This window comes from Caulobacter radicis, from assembly GCF_003094615.1.
GTDB classification, from domain to species: domain Bacteria; phylum Pseudomonadota; class Alphaproteobacteria; order Caulobacterales; family Caulobacteraceae; genus Caulobacter; species Caulobacter radicis.
The window spans coordinates 151,861-169,988 of record NZ_QDKO01000032.1 but is presented as its reverse complement, the minus strand read 5'-3'; the positions used below and the strand labels follow the sequence as shown (position 1 = coordinate 169,988).

The window sequence follows — 18,128 nt, the reverse complement described above, 5'->3', positions numbered from 1 at the left end:
TGCGCAGCGCCCTTCATGCCGATTCTCGACATCCTGGCCATCAGCCTCTTCGTCTTCGCCTGGCTGTTCTACGAGCCGCTGCTGCGGCGCCTGGGCCAGGGCAAGAACCTGATCAACACCGACATGACGGTGATCCGTCGCCGGTGGATGACCGAGATGGCGGTGCGCGAGGTCGCCCTGCTGGACGGCCAGCTTCTGGGCCACGCCATCAACTCGGCCAGCTTCTTCGCCTCGTCGAACCTGATCCTGATCGCCGCGGCGGCCGGCGTGCTGTTTGGCGGCGACGCGGCGCTCAAGAGCGTCGAGGGCCTCAAGGTGCTGGCCGAGACGACGCCGGTGATGTTCCAGATCAAGCTGGGCCTGGTGCTGCTGACACTGGCCCGGGGGCTGCTCGACTTCATCTGGGCGTTGCGCCAGATGAACTACTGCCTGGCCGCCATCGGCGCGACGCCGATGTGGGCCCCGCCGGCCGTGCTGGCCGAATACGCCGAGGCCGCCGGCGGCATCCTCAACCCGGCCCTGTCGGCCTTCAACGCCGGGGTGCGCGGCTACTACTTCGCCCTGGCGGCGGCGGCCTGGCTGCTGGGCCCCATCGCCTTCCTGACGGCCAGCATCGGGGCGCTGGTCCTGCTGGTCTGGCGCCAGCGCCGCAGCCGCGCCTCGGTGGCCGTACGCAAGGTCCGCCAGATCCTCGAGCGCCAGCCGGTGGTGCACGGCCCGCACATGCGGAACGGTGCGCAGGAGCCGCCGGAGGATCGGATTTAGTCCTTGCGTACTTCGAGGCTCCCCTTCGGGTCGCACCTCAGGATAAGGACCGCATTGCTCTGAATTCCTCATCCTTCGGCGCCCGCGCAGCGGGCCTCGAAGGACGCACGGCCTTAAAGCCCCAGCTGCGCCCGCGCCTTCTTCGTCAGCTTGGCCGCGACCAGCGCGTGGGCCGTCTTCAGCCAGTCGGCGACCTCGGCGTCGTCGAAGGACGCCAGGTCGTCGAGCTTCACCCATTTGGCGCGAGCCAGGTACGGGGCGGGAATCGCCCGCCCCGTTTCCGTCAGCACCTCGAAGGCGACGTCCGAGGCCTTGAACGACACCCCGCCCTGGGCGGCGCCCGGTCCCATGACGGCGAACATCTTGTCGCCGACCTTATAGACCTGGTCGTCGCCCCACTGGACGGTCATGGTGGCGCCGGGCAGCGCCATGGCGGCGGCGTGGAAGGCCTCGGGGCTCATCAGGCCTCGACGCCCACGCCGATCGGGCAGGTCACGCCGGTGCCGCCGATGCCGCAATAGCCGCCCGGGTTCTTGGCCAGGTACTGCTGGTGATAGTCCTCGGCGAAGTAGAACGGACCGGCGACCGAGATCTCGGTGGTGATGTCGCCCAGGCCCTTGTCGGACAGAGCGACCTGATAGGCCTCCTTCGAGGCGGCGGCGGCGGCGGCCTGGGCGTCGTTGGTGGCGTAGATGCCCGAACGATACTGGGTGCCGATGTCGTTGCCCTGGCGCATGCCCTGGGTCGGGTCGTGATTCTCCCAGAACACCTTCAGCAGGGCCTCGTAGGTGACGACCTTGGGGTCGAACACCACCAGCACGACCTCGGTGTGGCCGGTGCGGCCCGAGCAGACTTCCTCATAGGTCGGGTTGGGCGTGATGCCCGCGGCGTAGCCGGCGGCGGTGACCAGCACGCCCGGGACCTTCCAGAACACGCGCTCGACGCCCCAGAAGCAGCCCATGGCGAACACGGCCGTCTCCAGGCCGTCGGCATAGGGGCCCTTCAGCTGGGCGCCGTTGACGAAGTGGGTCTGCGCGGTCGGGATAGCCGCCTCGCGCCCGGGCAGGGCGGTGTCGACGGTCGGCATCTCGAGGGACTTCTTGAACAGCATGGCGGGGCCTTTCGGAGGCGGGAGTTCCTTGCCCGCCGATATAAGTCGTCGCAGCGTCGTTTTCATCCCGTAACGGCGCTTGCTACGAGTCGCTGCCTGAGTATATTGCGCCCCTTCCCGCGCCGGGGGTCTCAACCGCCCCCGACCCGAGTGCGCTGGTGAGGTGGCCGAGTGGTTGAAGGCGCACGCCTGGAACGCGTGTATAGGGGAAACTCTATCGAGGGTTCGAATCCCTCTCTCACCGCCACTACTCCCTCCTGAAATCAGCGTTCCGCCGAGTTTCGTGGCCGCCCGCGTGCGCCCGGCGTAGAACCGCGCCATGATCCGCGCCGCCGTCCTCACCGCCGCCCTGAGTCTCGCCATGACGACCGCCGCCCTGGCCGCCCCCACCGTGGTGACCTCGCCCGAGCCGCTGCCCGCCGCGCACGACAAGCCGCGCGTGTTCCTGGGCGGCAGCATCGACATGGGCAAGGCCGTCGACTGGCAGGCCCAGATGATCGCCGCCCTGGCCGACCAGGACGTGGTGATCCTCAACCCGCGCCGTCCGGACTGGAACCCGGCCTGGAAGCCGGTCGCCGACGAGCCCGAATTCCGTCGCCAGGTGGAATGGGAGCTGGCCGCGCTGGAAAGCGCCGACGTGATCGTCCTCTACCTGACGCCCGGCTCGCAGGCCCCGATCAGCCTGCTGGAGATGGGCCTGCACGCCCGTACCGGAAAGCTGGTGGTGCTGTGTCCCGAGGGCTTCTGGCGCAAGGGCAATGTCGACATCACCGCGCAGAAGTATGGGGTCAAGCAGGTGGAGAGCCTGGACGCCCTGATCGCCGAGGTGAAGGCGCGGGTTGGGAAATAGCCCTCCCCCTGAAGGGGGAGGTGTTGGCGAAGCCGACGGAGGGGGATGTGGCCTGCGAGCCAGAAACCGCCTTAACGTCAGCAGCGACTTCCCCCTCCGGCCCTCCGGGCCACCTCCCCCTTTAGGGGGAGGATCTTAGAGCCCCACCGCCCGCTCCACGCCGATCCCGTCCAGGAAATCCTCGTCGTGGCTGACGACCAGCAGCGCGCCGTCGTAGCCGGCCAGCGCCGCCTCGACGGCCGCCACCGAGTCCAGATCCAGGTGGTTGGTCGGCTCGTCCAGGATCAGCAGCTGCGGCGGGGTCGGGCCGGCCAGCACGCAGGCCAGGGCCGCGCGCAGGCGCTCGCCGCCGCTCAAGGCGCCGGCCAGCCGGTCGGCGGCGCTGTTGCGGAACAGGAAGCGGGCAAGAGCCGCCTGGGCCAGATTGCGATCGGCGCTGGGGTGCAGGCGCAGGAAGGCCTGCAATAGCGTCTCGTCGTCGCCCAGGATCGCCAGCGACTGGTCGAGCATCACCGCCGGGACGCCGCGCGTCACCGTCCCCGCCGTCGGCGTCAGCACGCCGGCGGCCAGGTTCAGCAACGTCGACTTGCCGGCGCCGTTGGGGCCGCGCACGGCCACGCGCTCGGGTCCGGCGATACGAAGGGCGACGCCCGCCAACGCCGGCGGCCCGCCGGGCCAGGCAAAGGCGACATCCTCCATGGCCAGCACCAGCTTGCCCGCCGGCAGGCCGGTGGGCGGCAGGTCGAAGCCCAGGGTCCGGGCGCGCTCGACGCGGGCCTGCGCCGTCTCCACCGCCCCGCGGGCGCTGGTCTGGAGGCGCTCGGCCAGCCGCCGCTCCTTGCCGCCGGTGTTCTCGGCCCGCTCGGCCCGGGCCCCGAGCAGGATCTTCGGCTCGCTGCCCTTGGCCGCGAAGCGCTTGCCGGCGGCGTCGCGGCGGGCCTTGCGCTCGACGGCGGCCTGAGCTTCGCGGGCGGCGCGGCGCTCGTCGCGCTCGGCGCTCTCCAGGGCGCGGCCGGCCGCCTCGACCTCGGCCGCCTTGCGCTCGGCATAGAGGTCGTAGCCGCCGCCGTAGCTGGCAGCGCCCAGGCTGGAGATCTCGACGATGCGGTCCATGCCCCGCAGCAGGGACCGGTCGTGGCTGGCGACGATCGCCCCGCCCTTCCACCGCGCCAGCACCTGCGCGACCAGCTCACGCGCCCCAGCGTCCAGGTGGTTGGTCGGCTCGTCGAGCAGGATCAGGTCGGGCGCGGCCAGCAGCAGGGCGGCGAGGCCCGCGCGGGTCTGCTGGCCGCCGCTGAGCGCCGCGGCCGGCCGGTCGGGATCCAGGCCCGCAAGGCCGACCTCGGCCAGCGCCTCGTCCAGTCGCGACGGCAGGGTCCAGTCGGCCTCGGCGAAGTCGGCGTCGTCGCCCTGCCCCGCCTCGATACGCGACAGCCGCCGCCAGGCTTCACCCACGCCCAGGCGGTCGGCCAGGATCGCGCCGTCCGGCAGATCAGGCGTCTGGTCGAGCACGCTGATCGTTCCCGTGCGCGCGACCGCGCCGGCCAGGGGCGCTCGCAGCCCCGCGATCAGCGCCAGCAGGGTCGACTTGCCCGCGCCGTTGCGACCGACCAGGCCGACGCGCTCGGCGCCGACCGACAGGTTCAGGTTTTCGAAGAGGACGCGGCCGTCAGGCGCCGCGGCGGAAACGCAGTCCAGAGTGACGTAGGACGAATTGGGGGCAGGCATGGGAAACCACGAACAGGGAAACGGGAAGGACGAAGCGGTCTTCCGTCTGGCTGATCATGGCGGCCTCCATCATGGGTAGAACGGCGGATGTAGAGGCTGCGAGGTCGCTGGGCAAGCGTCAGCACAGGCCGTCGCGCAGACGCGGCTGGCTGGCCCGGCCGTCACGATAGGCCCGGCAGCGCGACTGCTTGCGGGCCTCCTCGGCATAGGGAGGGGGCGGCGGGGGAAGACCGCGCGGCACGAACTTCGGCGGCTTGCGAGGGCCAGGCTCGGCGTTCTCCTTCGGAATCTTGTCAGCGAAACCGCCCCAGCACTTGTCCTTCTCCTCGTCGGTCAGGTGCTCGCTCGACAACCCCTTGCAGGCGCGATGATAGCGGCCCCAGCGGAAGTCCGGATTGCCCTCGGTCAGCTTCCAGCGGTCGACGGCCTTGGGATCGACCTTCCACGCCGGGTCGATGACCTGAGCGGAGGGCCCGACGGCGGGAGCGGCCTCGCCATCTCCGGATACGCCGACCGGGCCAGGCGCGGTCATGACTTGCGACGAAGACGCCTCGCGCGACAGGGCGGAAGACGACGCCTTGGCCGGCGCGCGCTTTTCGGCGGGAGGCGGCTCGTCCTCCAGCCTGTCGATCTCGAACAGCATGGGCGGGATCTCGGCCGGTGGCGAAGTGCGCTCGACCAGCGACAGCAGGCCGATCAGCAGCAGGTTCGCGGCCACACCCGCAGGGACCGCGATCGCCCATCGTCCAGCGCCCGTCCGCACCCGCCCCATCGCCCGCCATCTAAGATTGCCCGACGGCGAATGCTCACGCTTCGATGGCGTCCGAAATTCGACCGCGCGGCGCCCGTTTTGGGTCCTTGGCGGCCTCGCATGCTGACATCTGGTGTCAGCAGGATTGGCAGCAGGATGGCTGCGGCATTTGTTCGCATCTTGTTCTTGTGTTAATGCCGCGCCAGAACCCTACATATAGCCGCTGCGCCGCGCTCCCCACGCGGCTCCCAATCCGACCTTCGAGCGTTCCGGACACCATGGCCGAGCAACTGAACTTCATCCGCGTCCGCGGCGCCCGCGAGCACAATCTCAAGGACGTCAGCGTCGACATCCCGCGCGGCGAGCTGGTCGTGCTGACCGGCCTGTCGGGCTCGGGCAAGAGCTCGCTGGCCTTCGACACCATCTACGCCGAGGGCCAGCGACGCTATGTCGAGAGCCTGTCGGCCTACGCCCGCCAGTTCCTGGAGCTGATGAGCAAGCCGGACGTCGACCTGATCGAAGGCCTGTCGCCGGCCATCTCGATCGAGCAGAAGACCACGTCGCGCAACCCGCGCTCGACCGTCGGCACGGTGACCGAGATCCACGACTACATGCGCCTGCTGTGGGCGCGGGTCGGGGTCCCCTACTCGCCCGCCACCGGCCTGCCGATCGAGAGCCAGACCATCAGCCAGATGGTCGACAAGATCACCGTCCTGCCCGAAGGCACGCGCCTCTATCTGCTCGCCCCCGTCGTTCGCGACCGCAAGGGCGAGTACAAGAAGGAGATCGCCGAGTGGCAGAAGGCCGGCTTCCAGCGGCTGAAGATCGACGGCGAATACTACCCGATCGAGGACGCCCCGGCCCTCGACAAGAAGTTCAAGCACGACATCGACGTGGTCGTGGACCGCGTGGTGACCAAGGCCGGCATGGAGCAGCGCCTCGCTGACTCCCTGGAGCAGGCCCTGCGCTTGGCCGATGGCCTGGCCGTGGCCGAATGGGCGACCATCGAAGAAGGCGAGAAGGAGCCCCGGCGCCTGCTGTTCTCCGAGCGCTTCGCCTGCCCGGTCAGCGGCTTCACCATCGCGGAGATCGAACCGCGCCTCTTTTCGTTCAACAATCCGGCGGGCGCCTGCCCCACCTGCGACGGCCTGGGCGCCAAGCTGGCCTTCGACGCCGACCTGATCATTCCGGACAAGGACAAGAGCCTGCACAAGGGCGCGGTCGCGCCCTGGGCCAAGGGGCCCTCGCCGCTCTACACCCAGACCCTGCAGGCCCTGGCCCGCCACTACGGCTTCTCGATGGACGAGCCCTGGTACAAGCTGCCGGAAAAGGCCCGGACCGTGGTGCTGAACGGCTCCAAGGGCGAGAAGATCAAGTTCACCTACGACGACAACGCCCGCAAGTACGAGGTCGACAAGCCCTTCGAGGGCGTGCTGCCGAACCTGGAGCGCCGCTGGCGCGAGACGGACAGCTCGTGGGTGCGTGAAGAACTCGGCCGCTACCAGTCCGACACCCCCTGCGAGGCCTGTGGCGGCAAGCGCCTGAAGCCCGAGGCCCTGGCCGTGAAGGTCCATGGCCTCGACATCGCCGCCGTCTCGAACCTGGCCATCCGCCCGGCCCGCGACTGGTTCAGCGCCCTGGAAGGCCACCTCTCCGACAAGCAGCTGGAGATCGCCCGCCGGATCCTGAAGGAGATCAACGACCGCCTGCGGTTCCTGGTCGACGTGGGCCTCGACTATCTCAACCTGTCGCGCGGCTCGGGCACCCTGTCGGGCGGCGAGAGCCAGCGCATCCGCCTGGCCAGCCAGATCGGCAGCGGCCTGACGGGCGTGCTGTACGTGCTGGACGAGCCGTCGATCGGCCTGCACCAGCGCGACAACACCCGCCTGCTGCAATCGCTGCAAGGCCTGCGCGACCTTGGCAACTCGGTGCTGGTGGTCGAGCACGACGAGGAGGCCATCCTCACCGCCGACTACGTGATCGACATGGGCCCGGCCGCCGGCGTCCACGGCGGCGAGATCGTCGCCCAGGGCACGCCCGACCAGATCATGGCCAACCCGGCCAGCGTCACCGGCCAGTACCTGACCGGCGATCGCGAGATCGCCGTGCCCGAAGAGCGCCGTCCGATCAACAAGAAGAAGACGCTCAAGGTCATCGGCGCCAAGGGCAACAACCTCAAGGACGTCACCGGCGAGATCCCCGTAGGCACCTTCACCTGCATCACCGGCGTCTCGGGCGGCGGCAAGTCGACCTTCACGATCGAGACCCTCTACAAGGCCGCCGCGCGCCGCCTGAACAACGCCAGCGACGCCCCGGCGGCGCACGAGCGGATCGAGGGCCTGGAGAACTTCGACAAGGTCATCGACATCGACCAGAGCCCGATCGGCCGCACCCCGCGCTCGAACCCGGCGACCTATACCGGCGCCTTCGGCCCGATCCGCGACTGGTTCGCCCAGCTGCCGGAGAGCAAGGCGCGCGGCTACGGCCCGGGGCGGTTCTCGTTCAACGTCAAGGGCGGTCGCTGCGAGGCCTGCCAGGGCGACGGCGTCATCAAGATCGAGATGCACTTCCTGCCCGACGTCTACGTCACCTGCGATATCTGCAAGGGCAAGCGCTACAACCGCGAGACCTTGGACGTGCTGTTCAAGGGCAAGACCATCGCCGACGTGCTGGACATGACCGTCGAGGAGGCCGCCGACTTCTTCAAGGCCGTGCCGCCGATCCGCGACAAGATGGAGACCCTCAAGCGCGTGGGCCTCAGCTACATCAAGGTCGGCCAGCAGGCGACGACCCTGTCGGGCGGCGAGGCCCAGCGGGTGAAGCTGTCCAAGGAGCTGTCGCGCCGGGCCACCGGCCGCACGCTCTACATCCTCGACGAGCCGACCACCGGCCTGCACTTCGAGGACACCAAGAAGCTGCTCGAGGTGCTGCACGAGCTGGCCGACCAGGGCAACACGGTGGTGGTGATCGAGCACAATCTCGACGTCATCAAGACCGCCGACTGGCTGCTGGACTTTGGCCCCGAGGGCGGCGACGGCGGCGGCCAGATCGTCGCCGTGGGCTCGCCCCAGGACGTGGCCAAGGTCGAGGCCAGCTGGACCGGCAAGTACCTGAAGGAACTGCTGGCCAAGCACGAGGAGCGCCGACTGGCCCGCGTGGCCGACCTCAAGACCTCCAAGCGCGCCTGACGCGCCGGCGGCTCGGAAACAAGAAAGGCCGGCGGATCGCTCCGCCGGCCTTTTTCGTTGCGCTGTTCCGGATGGCTCAGGCGAAGGTGTCGCTGGCGCTTTCCACGTCGACGGCGATCTGGCGATAGATAAAGGCCGAGGGCGTGTAGATCGTCACGCTGGTCAGCACGGCGATCAGGCCGCCGACGGCGAGGCTGAGGATGCCCGTGGGCGTCATCAGGCTTTCCAGCGACGTGGTCTGCGACTGCATCAGCGTGCCCAGGGTCTCCATGTTGAAACCGCTGAGCGCCCCGCCCAGCAGGGTCACGATCAGGAACAGCAGCAGGTAGACCACGACGGCCAGGATGGTCGCCACGACATAGGCGCCGAACATCGGCCAGAAGCGCCCCTTGGTCAGGGCCATGGAGCCGAAGATGTCGATCTTGCCCTTGGCGAAGGTCAGCACGTTGGCCAGCGACAGGCGGACGGCGAAATAGATCAGCGCGCCCAGGCCGACGGGAACGAGCACGATGGCCGCCAGGCCGCCGACCGGCTTGGACACCGCCGCCAGGATGCCGATGACCACGGCCACGCCCAGGACGATGCCGATATAGCCGGCGAAGAACAGCAGGACCATCAGGATGGACACGCCGGCCTGGCGCAGCTCGTCGGCGCCGAAGCGCAGATAGGCCTTGTCGTTGTCGGCCGGGCGCAGCGTCGCGCGATAGATGGCCGCCATCAGCACCGAATAGAAGGCGATGCTGTAGACCATCGAGCACGCCATGGCCGGGACCAGCCCGCCCATCATCCGCAGGGTTTCGGCCGGGTCGGGCTGGGCGTTGGTCTGGCTGAGATTGGCGAAGGCTTCCAACTGCGGGCCGAACAGGCCCACGGTGATCACCGCCACCACGGCCGACACGATGGTCGAGATCAGCACCCAGGCCCCCACGGCCTTGGGATGCTCGCGCACGATACCGAAGCCGGAAATGGCCGCGTCCGTCGCCGAGAAGGTCTTCATCTTAGCCCCTTGCAAACCCTAGTGACGCCAGGGGTAACAAGCTTCGGGCGAGAACGACAGACCCGGGTTCAAATATCAGGATGCAGCTGCCGGTAGGCGCGGGCCGGGCCGGCCGTCAGGATCACCGTCTGGACGGTGACGATCAGCGGCGCGATCAGCAGGTTGACCAGCAGGCCCAGGATCACGAACAGCTTGGTCCCGCCGCCGATCAGGGCGATCACGCCCGTCAGCAGGCCGCCGACCAGCGACATGGCCATGGTCGCGCCCAGCGCCATCAGCAGGTTCAGCACGAACATGCCCAGCAGGCCCCAGAAGTGGCCATGGGTCAGCACCCACGACTCGCGGACATTGATGCGGCCCTCGGCGAAGGTCTGGGGCGAAAGCAGCGACAGGCGCACGCCCACCCACATCGACAGGCCGATCACCGCCAGGCCGCCAAGGAAGGCGATCCAGGCCGAAAGGCCGCGCGCGCCGGCGCCGGCGACCGTGGCGGTCAGCAGGGTCACGGCGCCGCTGGGAATGGCGGTGACGAACAGAGCCGTGGCCCAGGCGATCAGGGCGACGACGAACAGCCGGACCTCGTCGGCGCCCAGGCGCAGATAAGCGCCCTGGCTCTGCTCGGGATGCATGACCGAGCGCAGGATCGCCCCGGCCAGCACCGCGCTCATGGCGGCGGCCAGCAGGATGATCAGCGCCATCGCCCCGCCCAGGTGCGAGATCAGCTGCAGCACCTCGCGCGGGTCGGCCGTGAACCGGGTCTGGGCCAGGTCGCGCCGCACCTCGTCGCCGAACACGGCGACCAGCAGCACCGACAGCAGGATCAGCGAGCCGAGATACAGCCCGCCCCAGATCAGCAGGGAGACGGGGTGGCGGCGCATGGTGCGCGGCCCTTCGAGGGCGGCGGCGACGGGCGACAAGACGATCATGATCAGGCTTCTGACGGCTCGGCGACGGCCAAGCTCGGAGCGTGTCTGTAGACGTGGACGCAGGCCGCCGTCCAGGCGGGAGCGACACAGAAATAGTAGAGGCCGACCGCGACCGCCTGCACCAGGAACGCGCCGGCGCCGTCGAAGGCCGCCTTGCCGCTGGCGGCGATCAGCACGCTGGGCAGGTAGAAGACGAGGCCCAGGGCCACCAGCAGGCCGGCCCGGCCCTTGGTCAAGTCGAAGGCGCTGAGCACCCGCAGGCGGCCGGCGGCGATCGAGGCGGCCGGCGCCAGGGCCAGGCGCGCGGCCAGCCAGGCCAGGACCGCCAGGCTGGCCAGCGGCGCGAGGCTGGCGGCGAAGGCGGCCAGCGGTCCCGACAGCGCCGCCCGCCAGGCCTCCGACGAGGTGGCGTCGAAGCCGGGGGCGGCCGCGCGGGCGACGCCCAGGGCCACGGCTCCGACCACGACCAGCAGCACGGCGATGACCACCAGGAACACCACGCCCAGCAGCAGCTGGACGGCGGCGATCAGCGCCTCCTCGCGGCCGCAGCGCAGGCCGGCCAGGCCCGCCGGGCCGTCGAAGGCGGCGCGATAGAGGGCCCCGTAGGCCAGGGCGGCGGCGACGAAGTCGGCCAGCAGGACGAAGGCCCCGCCCAGATAGCGGCCCAGCAGGCCCACGAGGCAGGCGGCGGCCAGCGCCGCCCAGGTGCGCGGCGCGAGGTGGGTCACGCCGGCGATGCCGGCTCGCGCCGTCGCGCCGATCGCGATCGATGCCTCGCCCATGTGCTTCCAGATCCTTCAGAACAGCCGACGCCACCCTAGCGCGCGCGGCGTCATGAAACGACGAGTCGCGGGCCGGTTCGCGCGGATTTTGCCCGGCCGTGGCGGGAAGGCCGCTGTCAGTCGGCCGCCTGCGCCTCGTCGGCGGGCTTCAGCGACCGGTAGACGCTGGCCAGCGGCGTCACGCAGACCACCTGGACCACCGCCTGAAGGATCGCCACCAGGGGAAGCGCCACGGCCAGGACCGGCCAGATCAGGCGCAGCACCTCGGCCACCGAGCGCGCCGCCGGCAGGGTCTTGGTCAGGCCCGGGGCGACCAGCGCGGCGGCGACGATGACAACCACGCCCACGACGATCTGCACCACCAGCAGGGTCAGCCCGATCAGCAGCAGCATGCCCAGCAGGCGCAGGCTCTGCCCCTTGGTCAGGGCCCAGGATTCGAACAGCATGAAGCGCCGCTCGGCGAAGGTCATCGGCAGGGCCATCGACAGCCGCAGGAAGGCCCACAGCAGCGCCAATTCGCCGACGATCACGCCGATCACGCCGACCACCACCCCGACGACGGCGCCGCCCTCGGTGTCGCCGCCGATCGCCATGACCACGAAACCGATCAGTCCCAGCAGCGCCCCCGGGACCATGGCCGCGAAGATGGCGATGTTGCCGCCGAAGGTGAGCACCAGGGTGACCAGCATCATCCAGCCCTCGGTCGCGCCGACGCGCAGGAAGAAACCCCGCTGTTCCTCCGGGCGCAGCACGACGCGGAAAGCCGCGGCCGTGACGATGGTGGGCGCGACCACCTGCACGGCCATCATGCCGATGTTCATCAGGCTGATCTGGCCCTGCATCGCCATGATCCGCGCCGTCAGCTCCGGATCCTGCGCCTCGGGCGCCTGCGGCAGGGCCCGGACCATCTCGACGAACGGATCGATGACCGGCAGAAAGAGCAGCAGCGCCGGCAGGAACAGGCCCAGCAGGATCACCGCGCTCCACACGACGACCGACAGCGGCCGCCGGCCGATCAGCGCCCAGCCCGACACCGCGGCCGACGCCGCCGAAAACTTCTTCGCCACCCTGAAGACCCCCAGAACCTGATACCCGCCCAAGATGAGCTTACACGGCGGTTCCGTCTTGGCGAGGGCGGAGGTATGAGGACGCCATGACCACCTCCCCCATTCACGTGATCGGCGGCGGCCTCGCCGGTTCCGAGGCCGCCTGGCAGATCGCCCAGGCCGGCGTTCCCGTCATCCTGCACGAGATGCGTCGCGACGACGCCGCCGGCAAAGTCACCACCGACGCCCACCAGACCGACGGCCTGGCGGAAATGGTGTGCTCCAACTCGTTCCGCTCGGACGACTGGCAGTTCAACGCCGTCGGCTTGCTGCACGCCGAGATGCGCCGCTGCGACTCGATCATCATGTCGGCGGCCGACCAGCACCAGGTGCCGGCCGGCGGCGCCCTGGCGGTCGACCGCGACGGCTTTTCGGAAGAAGTCACCCGCCGCCTGGAAGCCCACCCGCTGGTCACCATCGTCCGCGAGGAGATCGCGGGCCTGCCGCCGGAAGAATGGGACAACGTCATCGTCGCCACCGGCCCGCTGACCTCGCCGGCCCTGGCCCAGGCGGTGCTCGACCTGTCGGGCGAAGGCCAGCTGTCGTTCTTCGACGCCATCGCGCCGATCATCCACCTCGAATCCATCGACATGGACAAGGCCTGGCGCCAGTCGCGCTACGACAAGGAAGGCCCCGGCGGCGACGCGGCCGCCTACATCAACTGCCCCATGAACAAGGAGCAGTACGAGGCCTTCATCGACGCCCTGCTCGAAGGCCCCAAGGCCGAGTTCAAGGAGTGGGAGCACGTCCCGTATTTCGACGGCTGCCTGCCGATCGAGGTGATGGCCGAGCGCGGCCGCGAGACCCTGCGCCATGGTCCGATGAAGCCCGTCGGCCTGACCAACCCGCGCGACCCGACCGTGAAGTCCTACGCCATCGTCCAGCTGCGCCAGGACAACGCGCTGGGCACGCTGTGGAACATGGTCGGCTTCCAGACCAAGCTGAAGCACGGCGTCCAGGCCGAGACCTTCCGCATGATCCCGGGCCTGGAAAACGCCCAGTTCGCGCGCCTGGGCGGCCTGCACCGCAACACCTTCATCAACTCGCCCAAGCTGCTGGACAAGGGCCTGCGCCTGAAGGCCTCGCCGCGCATGCGCTTCGCCGGCCAGGTGACGGGCGTCGAGGGCTATGTGGAAAGCGCCGCCATCGGCCTCCTGGCCGGCCGCTTCGCCGCCGCCGAGCGCAACGGCGGCTCGCTGGACGCCCCGCCCCCGACCACCGCCCTGGGCGCCCTCGTCGAGCACATCACCGGCGGGCACCTGGAAGGCGCGCAAGACGGCTCCCGGGGCGGCAGCTTCCAGCCGATGAACATCAACTACGGCCTGCTGCCGCCCCTGGAGACCCCCAAGGTCGACGAGGACGGCAAGAAGATCCCGCTGAAGGAACGCGGTCGCGCCAAGAAGCGGCTGATGAGCATCCGGGCCCTGAAGGACCTGGACGCCTGGCTGGCGAACTGATCGTCTGATTTGAAGAAATAGGCCTCCGCCCGATCCAAGGCGGAAAAGCGCGGCCGTGGAACCCTGGCGTTCCCGGCCGCGCCCTCGTCGCGGCGTCTCGATCGAGATCGCCCATGCTCCGCACGCTCAGCCTCGCCGTCGCCGCGACGGCCCTCCTCGCCGCCCCCGCCCTCGCCCAGGACGTGGTCTCGCCGACCAAGGACGCGATCATGGCGTCCTTCGACATCGTCCGCACCCAGGTCAAAAGCGTCGGACCGGACGTGGTCTTCCGCGTGCAGGTGCGCGGCAAGGCCGGCGAGCTGAAGCCCAAGGCCGTCGGCCAGTTCGCCGGCAGCGCGGTGTGGAGCTATGTCTGGCCCACCTCGCTCAACAGCAGCAGCGTCGGCTTCGAGGGCGACCAGGGCATACTGGCCCTGGCGGTGACCTTTCACCCCGATTTCGACGACGCGGCCTATGGCGGGGTCAACCGCCACGTCTGGCATCCGCACTGGGTGGTGCTGGTTCCCGACGACGCCTGCGGCAAGGGCGCGCTGAAGGTCCGCGACATCCCCGAGGGGGCCAAGCCCAAGGTGCCGGCCACCTGGCCCGGCGTGCCGCTGCTGATCGACAGCCCGACCTATCCCACAACCCTGGCCACCGACACCGTCGAGGTCAGCGTCCCCGCCGGCGTGATCGGCGCGGTCGAGGGGGTGAAGTTCGACGGCGTCACCTCGGCCCTGAAGGTCAACGCCAACCTGCACGCGCCCCTGCTGTGCATCTCCGACATCTTCGACGTGGCCTCGGGCGACCTCAGCCTGCCCGGCAAGATCACCCGCTGAGCGGCGGATGTGCGCCTACGATCCCGAACCGGGCGGCCTCGCGCCGCCCGGCGCCTTCGTGGGCGGAAAGCCGGCCGGCCTGGCGCCATGGCAGGCCAGCCGCGCGGCCGCCTATGTCGAGCACCGGCTGGAGACGACGATCCGCGTCGTCGACCTGGCCCGCGCCGCGCGGCTCAGCCCGTCCTATTTCTCGCGCGCCTTCAAGACGACCTTCGGCCTGTCGCCGCAGAAGTACGTCGTCGAGCGCCGCCTGACCCGCGCCAAGCGGATCATGCTGACCACCGACGAGCCGCTGTGCGGCATCGCAGTCACCTGCGGCTTCAGCGACCAGGCCCACCTGTCGCGCCTGTTCCGGCGGCGGGAAGGCGCGCCGCCCAACGCCTGGCGCCGCGAACGGCGCCAGGCGTCCCTCTGAACCTCTAGCTGGTCGAGCGCACGAAGCTGGCGATGTGCTCGGCCGAGGCGCGCGGGTACTGGTGCTGGGGCCCGTGCCCGGCCGAGGGGTAGGTGATCAGGTGCAGGGTCGGCAGCACCTGGTTCAGGGCGTACCAGTTCTCGACCGGGAAGATGATGTCGTGGTCGCCGCCCAGGTGCAGGATCGGCTTGGTCGTCGTCTTCAGCACCTCCAGCACCGCGTCGGCGGGGAAGATCGGGTTCTTGGGCCCGTCCCCGATATTGGCGCGGGCGAAGGCGATCGGCACCACCGGCGAGCGCCCCTCGGTGCGGCCGGCGATCCGGGCCGAGGACTCGGCGGCGGCCTTGCGGCTGGCCTCCGACTTCGGCTCGAAGAACAGGATCTCCTCTTCCTTCAGCGCATAGTCCTCGATCACCGCGGTGTCGAAGAACAGCTGCTCGGCCGGCTTGACCAGAGGCCCGGGCGGGGTCGTGCCGATCAGCAGCAGGTGGCTGATCCGCGCGCCGGCCACGGCGAAGGCCACCTGGGCCGCCATGCCGCCCAGCGACCAGCCGCCGAGCACGACGTCGTCGAGGCCGAGGGCCGCCATCAGGTCGATCGGATCGCGGGCCATCTCGGCCGGATTGTAGGTGGCCTCGCCGGTCGACAGGCCAAGGCCCGAATAGTCGAAGGTGATGACCCGGAAGCCCTCGTCGGCCAGGCCGTCGAGAAAGGCGGGGTCCCAGACGTCCATGTTGCCCCGGAAGCGGGTGCACAGCACGAGCGGCCGGCCCTCGCCGATCGAGCGATAGGCCAGGGTGCGGCCGCCGATCTCGACGAACTGGTTGGGCGCCGAGACGGCGTTATGGATGGAAGCGACGGCGTTCATGAAAGACCTCGAAGGCAGCAAGAGGAACGGGTCGGAAGCCTAGGCCTGAGCGCGAAGGTCGAGTTGGACGCAGCCGCCGCGATCGTCGCCCGGCGCATGAAACACCGGCGTCGCATGCAGCCGCCGCCACGCCGCCGGCGTCATGCCCGCCAACCTGTGGAAGCGGTTGGTCAGGTGCGACTGGTCGGAGAAGCCGCAGGCCAGGGCGATGTCCTTCAGCGGATCCTCGCCCTGGGCGATCAGGATCTTGGCCCGCGCCACGCGCCGCTGCAGGACCATGGCGTGCGGGCTGACGCCGAAGCTGCTCTTGAAGGCCTTGCCGAAATAGCCGGGGCGCACGCCGCCCACCGCCGCCAGCTCGGCCACGGTCAGGGCTCGTTCGAGGTTCTCGTCGATGTAGCGGGCCACCCGCCGGGCCTGCCAGGGCGCCAGGCCGCCGGTGCGCGCCGGGCTGGCCGCGGACGGCGCCTGCAACACCTGGATCGCCTGGTCGATCAGCCGTCGCGCCCCCTCGACGTCGTCGAACAGTCGCTGCTGGATCTCCTCCAGCAGGGCGCCCACCCTGGCCGACGCCCGCTCGCTGCAGATCTGCTGTTCCATCGCCTCGTCCCCTGGGCGGGAGCACGCCCGGCTCCCGGGGGAGAACACGCAGCGCCAGGCAAAACCCACACCGGCGTTATTCCAATTCGTTCAGTCGGCGCGCACGATCCGGTAGCGGCCCGGCCCCGCCGCCTCGCCGCGCACCGGCAGCACCTGGGCCAGGGTGCGCAGGAAGCGCTGCGGATCGCCGGTGCGGAACCGGCCCGTCACCCGCAAGGCCGCCACCTTCGGATCGTCGATGACCAGCTTGGTGGCGCTGTGGCGGTTCAGTTCGGCCACCACCTCCGACAGCGGCCTGTCCTCGAAGGTGATCGAGGTCTCGCGCCACGCCGAGGCGCCCGTTTCCGCCGGCGCGACGACGTCCCGGCCGGGGGCGGCGGTCAACTGCTCGCCCGCCGCCAGCACCACCGGTCGGCCCGGGCCGTCGGTCGCATCGATCGTGCGAGCGACCGAGACCTGACCCTCGACCAGCGTCACCCGCAGCGGCCCCTCGTCGAGACGCACGTCGAAGCGCGTGCCCAAAGCGGTGATCCGCCGACCGCCGGCCTCGACCGTGAACGGCAGCGCCCGGTCTGGAACCACGTCGAAGAACGCCCGCCCCTTCACCAGCCGCATGGCGCGGCCGCCGTGGTCGTAGGCCAGGTCCAGGGCGCTGCCGGGGGCCAGGCTGGCCTTGCTGCCGTCCGGCAGGTCGAAGGTCTTCGCCTCCGCCGCCGTGACCAGGTCGGGCTGGCCGAACACCGCCGAGGCCTGCACCACCGGCGGCGGCAAGGCCGGGGCCGGCCGCTCGGCCAGCCACAGGCCAAGGCCGATGGCGACGACGAACACGGCCGCCGCCGCCATCCAGCGCGAAGCCAGCGGGCGCGAGGCCTTCGCCGCACGGCGCCGCAGAACCCGCAGCGTCGCCTCGTCGCCGGCCTGGTCGAAGCCGCTCCAGATCGCCTGGGCCCGCAGCCAGGCCGCGCGGTTCTCAGGATCCTTGTCCAGCCAGGCATCGAGCACGGCCGCCTGGGCCGGGTCGGACTCGTCGATGTTCAGCCAGAGCAGCGCCGCCGCCTCGTCGCGCGGCAGCTGCGCCATCTCGGCGAACTCGAGGGGATAGGCGCTCATCGCAGGTCCCCCGTCTGGGCCAGCAGACGCTCCAGCGCCTTGGCCACGTGTTTCTCCACCGCGCTGCCGGAAATGCCCAGGCGGCCGGCGACCTCGCGCACGGTCATCCCCTCGATCCGCCGCAGCACGAAGATCGTCCGCGTCCGCTCGGGCAGGCTCAGCAGGACGGCGGTCGCCGCGCGCAGGGTCTCGCGGGCGTCCAGGCGGCCGGCCGGATCGTTGTCGGTCTCGCCGTGGCGCTCGGGATCGAAGGGCACGTGCTGGTCGGCCCGCCGCGCCAGCCGCCGCCTGTGCCGGTCGGCCCAGACGCTGGCGGCGGTGCGGAAGACATAGGCTCGGGCGTACGCCTCGTCGGCGAGCCCCACCTGGTCGGCGGCGCGCACGAACACCTCCTGGACAAGGTCCTCGACCTCGGCGTCGGCGCCCAGGCGGCGGCGGAAGAAGGCGGTCACATCGGTCTGCAGGGCGAGCGCGCGCGCAGGATCGGCCTGCGCCGCCCTCGAACCGTCCGCCGACTGAGGATGGACAGCCGCCACCTTACGCTCCACGCACCCCACGCCGCGCCTCGGCTGGACGGCCGAGCAGCGGGTCTTTCCTAGAATACGTAGCCGAAGGCGAAATCCTCATCGCTTCCATCGAAATTTCACCGAGACCCG

Annotated in this window: 18 protein-coding genes and 1 tRNA gene; 7 read left to right on the top strand and 12 right to left on the bottom strand. The window is 70.1% G+C overall.

The window, feature by feature from the left end; all coding sequences use genetic code 11:
* Positions 1-15: 15 nt before the first annotated feature.
* Positions 16-765, top strand: a complete 750-nt coding sequence (locus DDF62_RS18455) for a DUF599 domain-containing protein (RefSeq protein ID WP_116490453.1) — start codon at positions 16-18, stop codon at positions 763-765.
* A 113-nt stretch (positions 766-878) separates the two neighbouring features.
* On the opposite strand, the gene DDF62_RS18450 is transcribed toward DDF62_RS18455, so the two are convergent.
* Both DDF62_RS18450 and msrA read right to left on the bottom strand, forming a co-directional pair.
* A complete protein-coding gene (locus DDF62_RS18450; RefSeq protein WP_116490452.1) occupies positions 879-1,226 on the bottom strand; it encodes an MmcQ/YjbR family DNA-binding protein in 348 nt (115 codons plus the stop codon).
* The gene (gene msrA / locus DDF62_RS18445) at positions 1,226-1,876 is read right to left on the bottom strand and encodes a peptide-methionine (S)-S-oxide reductase MsrA (protein WP_116490451.1); all 651 of its coding nucleotides are present in this window, start codon (positions 1,874-1,876) and stop codon (positions 1,226-1,228) included. Before msrA ends, DDF62_RS18450 begins: the two co-directional genes overlap by 1 nt.
* Before the next feature lie 157 nt (positions 1,877-2,033).
* Between msrA and DDF62_RS18440 the strand changes: the two genes are divergently transcribed.
* Positions 2,034-2,123, top strand: a tRNA-Ser gene (locus tag DDF62_RS18440).
* Positions 2,124-2,195: 72 nt separating this feature from the next.
* A complete protein-coding gene (locus DDF62_RS18435; protein ID WP_116490450.1) occupies positions 2,196-2,726 on the top strand; it encodes a nucleoside 2-deoxyribosyltransferase domain-containing protein in 531 nt (176 codons plus the stop codon).
* Between the two features lie 135 nt (positions 2,727-2,861).
* Here the strand turns inward: DDF62_RS18435 and DDF62_RS18430 are convergent, their stop codons facing one another.
* Positions 2,862-4,454: an ABC-F family ATP-binding cassette domain-containing protein gene (locus DDF62_RS18430; protein WP_116490449.1), complete on the bottom strand. Its 1,593-nt coding sequence runs from the start codon at positions 4,452-4,454 to the stop codon at positions 2,862-2,864.
* Positions 4,455-4,572: 118 nt separating this feature from the next.
* Positions 4,573-5,172 (bottom strand): hypothetical protein, encoded by a 600-nt coding sequence (locus DDF62_RS18425; RefSeq protein WP_116490448.1) that lies wholly within the window; start codon positions 5,170-5,172, stop codon positions 4,573-4,575.
* A 311-nt stretch (positions 5,173-5,483) separates the two neighbouring features.
* Here DDF62_RS18425 and uvrA point away from each other — a divergent pair, with 311 nt between their 5' ends.
* Positions 5,484-8,393 (top strand): excinuclease ABC subunit UvrA, encoded by a 2,910-nt coding sequence (uvrA, locus tag DDF62_RS18420; RefSeq protein WP_116490447.1) that lies wholly within the window; start codon positions 5,484-5,486, stop codon positions 8,391-8,393.
* A gap of 76 nt (positions 8,394-8,469) precedes the next feature.
* Here the strand turns inward: uvrA and DDF62_RS18415 are convergent, their stop codons facing one another.
* The 4 genes from DDF62_RS18415 to DDF62_RS18400 all read right to left on the bottom strand — a co-directional run bounded on the left by DDF62_RS18415 (position 8,470) and on the right by DDF62_RS18400 (position 12,165).
* Positions 8,470-9,390 (bottom strand): hypothetical protein, encoded by a 921-nt coding sequence (locus DDF62_RS18415; protein ID WP_116490446.1) that lies wholly within the window; start codon positions 9,388-9,390, stop codon positions 8,470-8,472.
* A 68-nt stretch (positions 9,391-9,458) separates the two neighbouring features.
* A complete protein-coding gene (locus DDF62_RS18410; RefSeq protein WP_244286865.1) occupies positions 9,459-10,316 on the bottom strand; it encodes a hypothetical protein in 858 nt (285 codons plus the stop codon).
* 2 nt (positions 10,317-10,318) lie between these two features.
* Positions 10,319-11,098: a hypothetical protein gene (locus tag DDF62_RS18405; protein ID WP_116490445.1), complete on the bottom strand. Its 780-nt coding sequence runs from the start codon at positions 11,096-11,098 to the stop codon at positions 10,319-10,321.
* Positions 11,099-11,214: 116 nt separating this feature from the next.
* Positions 11,215-12,165, bottom strand: coding sequence for a hypothetical protein (locus tag DDF62_RS18400; protein ID WP_133244952.1), 951 nt, complete (start codon positions 12,163-12,165; stop codon positions 11,215-11,217).
* A gap of 86 nt (positions 12,166-12,251) precedes the next feature.
* On the opposite strand from DDF62_RS18400, the gene trmFO reads away from it, so the two are divergent.
* The 3 genes from trmFO (at position 12,252) to DDF62_RS18385 (ending at position 14,894) form a co-directional block, all read left to right on the top strand.
* On the top strand, positions 12,252-13,661 hold the full coding sequence (gene trmFO / locus DDF62_RS18395; RefSeq protein WP_116490443.1) for a methylenetetrahydrofolate--tRNA-(uracil(54)-C(5))-methyltransferase (FADH(2)-oxidizing) TrmFO: 1,410 nt from the start codon (positions 12,252-12,254) through the stop codon (positions 13,659-13,661).
* A 113-nt stretch (positions 13,662-13,774) separates the two neighbouring features.
* Positions 13,775-14,479 carry a hypothetical protein gene (locus tag DDF62_RS18390; RefSeq protein WP_208866896.1) on the top strand — a complete coding sequence of 235 codons (705 nt, stop codon included), beginning with the start codon at positions 13,775-13,777 and terminating at the stop codon, positions 14,477-14,479.
* A gap of 7 nt (positions 14,480-14,486) precedes the next feature.
* Entirely contained in the window at positions 14,487-14,894 is a 408-nt protein-coding gene (locus tag DDF62_RS18385; protein ID WP_116490442.1) for a helix-turn-helix domain-containing protein, read from the top strand.
* A gap of 4 nt (positions 14,895-14,898) precedes the next feature.
* On the opposite strand, the gene DDF62_RS18380 is transcribed toward DDF62_RS18385, so the two are convergent.
* The 4 genes from DDF62_RS18380 to DDF62_RS18365 form a co-directional block, all read right to left on the bottom strand.
* A complete protein-coding gene (locus tag DDF62_RS18380) occupies positions 14,899-15,762 on the bottom strand; it encodes an alpha/beta fold hydrolase (RefSeq protein ID WP_116490441.1) in 864 nt (287 codons plus the stop codon).
* Between the two features lie 39 nt (positions 15,763-15,801).
* Positions 15,802-16,362, bottom strand: coding sequence for a helix-turn-helix transcriptional regulator (locus DDF62_RS18375; RefSeq protein ID WP_116490440.1), 561 nt, complete (start codon positions 16,360-16,362; stop codon positions 15,802-15,804).
* 90 nt (positions 16,363-16,452) lie between these two features.
* Complete coding sequence (locus DDF62_RS18370) at positions 16,453-17,472, bottom strand: FecR family protein (RefSeq protein WP_116490439.1); 1,020 nt, start codon at positions 17,470-17,472, stop codon at positions 16,453-16,455.
* Positions 17,469-18,008, bottom strand: a complete 540-nt coding sequence (locus DDF62_RS18365; RefSeq protein ID WP_165832296.1) for an RNA polymerase sigma factor — start codon at positions 18,006-18,008, stop codon at positions 17,469-17,471. Before DDF62_RS18365 ends, DDF62_RS18370 begins: the two co-directional genes overlap by 4 nt.
* Between the last annotated feature and the right edge of the window lie 120 nt (positions 18,009-18,128).